We start from the raw sequence: 2,662 nt of genomic DNA, 5'->3' as shown, positions 1-2,662 counted from the left end.
CAGGTCCCGCACCGCGACGCGCCACAGGCCGGATGCGTCGCGGCGCAGATCCTCGACCGCGTGCGCCAGCTTGAGGTCGAATCCCGCCTGCCGCGACAGGAAACCGATCAGCAGATGGGTCAGCGCGCCGAAATTGACGTCGGTGCCGGCGGCGCTCCAGGTCGCGGCGAGCGGCGTGCCCGCGCCGCGCCCCTCCATCACCAGCGGCATCCATTGCCGCAATTGCGCGGGATCGGTCGAAAACCGCATGCCGGCGAACAGCGGATGATCCTTCAGCGCGTCATGGCGGCGGCGCAGAAAATCGCAATTATCGGCGCCCCAGACGAAGCTCATGTGCGGAATGGGATTCAGGAAGTCACGCGGCGATGTGATCACCCCCGATTCGACCAGATGAGCCCAGAACTGGCGCGAGACCTGAAAAGCCTCGTTCACATCGATGGCCTTGGAAATATCGATGCTGCCGTCGGCGCGCTCGGGCGTGTAGTTCAGCTCGCACAGAGCGGCATGCCCGGTGCCGGCATTGTTCCACGCGTTCGAGCTTTCGGTCGCCACGTCGTCCAGGCGGCCGAACAGCCCGATCGACCAGTCCGGCTGCAGCAATTTCAGCAGCGCGCCCATTGTCGCGCTCATGACCCCGCCACCGATCAGGACGACGTCATAGGCGGAATCGGTTCGGGTCGCAGTCGGCGTCATGAGATTCTCCGAAACGACGCGCGCGGGACGATGTCACCGGTCGCGACCGGCGCCGCCGGAGCAGCAGCATGCGGCCCCGCGCGTCGGCAATGGGGGACGAAACGAAATAAGCTGAAAAGCAGCGGCAGTAAAACGAATGGAGTCGAAACGACGCCGCCATGCCGCCCGCCGGGCCCAGTCATCCGTGCCCTGTCATCCGCGCGGAACCACATGATCCCCCTTGCTGTTTTTCCCCGGAACAATATTCGGAACAATATTCGCCCGATGGCAGGTGCCCGGTGGCAGGTGCCCAGCGGCTGGTGCATGACGCTGGTCTTTTCGTTTCTAGCCATCCCAGCCAGGTTCCGGCGCATCATCTCTGCGCGAGGGGGCACGCCGCCCCGCCCCGTCCCATCACCCCGCTGCAACGCGGGACGGCACGCGGGACGGTGGCCGGATTTCGAATACGCCTGTATGGAACAGGTTCCGTTCAAACGCGCGATCGTCCCGAAACGGAAACGGGACATGCCGGCTCCGCATGGCTGGCAGACAAAGAGCGCATCATCGCGAAAGCGCGGCCCTGCGCCGCATGCCGGCGGGCAGGACGCGCCACGCCAGCAGCAGGGCGACGGCCAGCGCATAGGCCAGCGTCTCCGGCCGCAGGACCTTGAAGGACAGGATGAAATGAATCGCGGCACAGCACGCCGCCGGATAGACCCAGCGATGCAGCGCGCGCCAGCGCGGCCCCAGCCGCCGGATCGACCAGCGGTTGGACGTGGCCGCCAGGCCGGCCAGGACCAGAAACGCGACCATGCCCAGAATGACGAAGGGCCGTTTTTCGACATCGGCCAGCAGCACCGGAAAATCGAACCCCTGGTCCAGCCCGACATAGGCCGTCAGGTGGAACAGCGCGTACCAGAAGGCCAGCAGCCCCAGCGCACGGCGATAGCGCAGCAGGTTGATGCCCGCGATCTCGCGCAATGGCGTGACGCACAGCGACAGGATCAGAAAGCGTAGCGCCCAGAGACCCAGCGTGCGCAGAAAGGCATTGACCGGATCGGCACCCAGCCGCCCGGTCGCCCCCATCGCGAATGCGACCGACGCGGGCATCAGCCCCGCGACATACAGGGCGGCCCGTATCAGGCCGGGCGAGAGGCGGCGTGCCACCGTCAGAAATTGCGCCGCAGGTCCATGCCGGCATACAGGCCGGCCACCTGCTCGGCATAGCCGTTGAACGGCAGGGTCGGCTGCCGCGCCGCACCGAAGAACCCGCCCCTGGCCCCGATCGGGCGCTCGGTCGCCTGGCTCCAGCGCGGGTGATCGACTGCGGGATTGACGTTGGCATAGAACCCGTACTCGTCCGACGCGCGATCGTTCCACGCGGTGCGGGGCCGCGTTTCGGTCAGGCGGATGCGCACGATCGACTTGATGCCCTTGAACCCGTATTTCCACGGCACCACCAGCCGGACCGGCGCGCCGTTCTGGTTGGGCAGGGTCCGGCCGTACAGCCCCACTGCCAGGATCGTCAGCGGGTGCATCGCCTCGTCCAACCGCAGCCCCTCGGCATAGGGCCAGTCCAGCACATGCAGCATGCTGTCCTGGCCGGGCATTTCCGCGGGACGCAGCACCGATTCGAACGCGACATATTTCGCGCTGCCCAGCGGCTCGACCTCCTTCAGCAGATCGGCCAGGGCAAAGCCGGTCCAGGGGATGACCATCGACCACGCCTCGACACAGCGCATGCGATAGAGGCGCTCCTCCAGCGGGCGGGCCAGCAGCGCGTCGATGTCGTAGGTGCGCGGCCTGGCCACCAGCCCCTCGACCCGGACCGTCCACGGGCGGGGATGAAAATCGCCCGACCGTTCCGCCGGGTCGGTCTTTTCAAGCCCGAATTCGTAGAAATTATTGTAATGCGTGGCGTCCTGGAACGGCGTGGGCGTCAGCCCGGTGCCCGACAGCGCGCCCGGCGCGGCGCGCAGGGGATCGGCCC

Annotated in this window: 3 protein-coding genes; all 3 read right to left on the bottom strand. The window is 66.9% G+C overall.

What is annotated here, in order from left to right:
* The coding region (locus tag HUK84_RS14515; RefSeq protein WP_176640921.1) for a malate:quinone oxidoreductase at positions 1 to 693 on the bottom strand (693 nt) is incomplete at its 3' end.
* 540 nt (positions 694 to 1,233) lie between these two features.
* A complete protein-coding gene (gene msrQ, locus HUK84_RS14510) occupies positions 1,234 to 1,839 on the bottom strand; it encodes a protein-methionine-sulfoxide reductase heme-binding subunit MsrQ (protein WP_317135295.1) in 606 nt (201 codons plus the stop codon).
* Between the two features lie 2 nt (positions 1,840 to 1,841).
* The coding region (msrP, locus tag HUK84_RS14505) for a protein-methionine-sulfoxide reductase catalytic subunit MsrP (RefSeq protein WP_176640920.1) at positions 1,842 to 2,662 on the bottom strand (821 nt) is incomplete at its 5' end.

The organism is Nguyenibacter vanlangensis (genome assembly GCF_013376155.1).
Taxonomy (GTDB): domain Bacteria; phylum Pseudomonadota; class Alphaproteobacteria; order Acetobacterales; family Acetobacteraceae; genus Gluconacetobacter; species Gluconacetobacter vanlangensis.
Note: the sequence above shows the minus strand (reverse complement) of the source record. Positions and strands in the feature narration are given on the sequence as shown.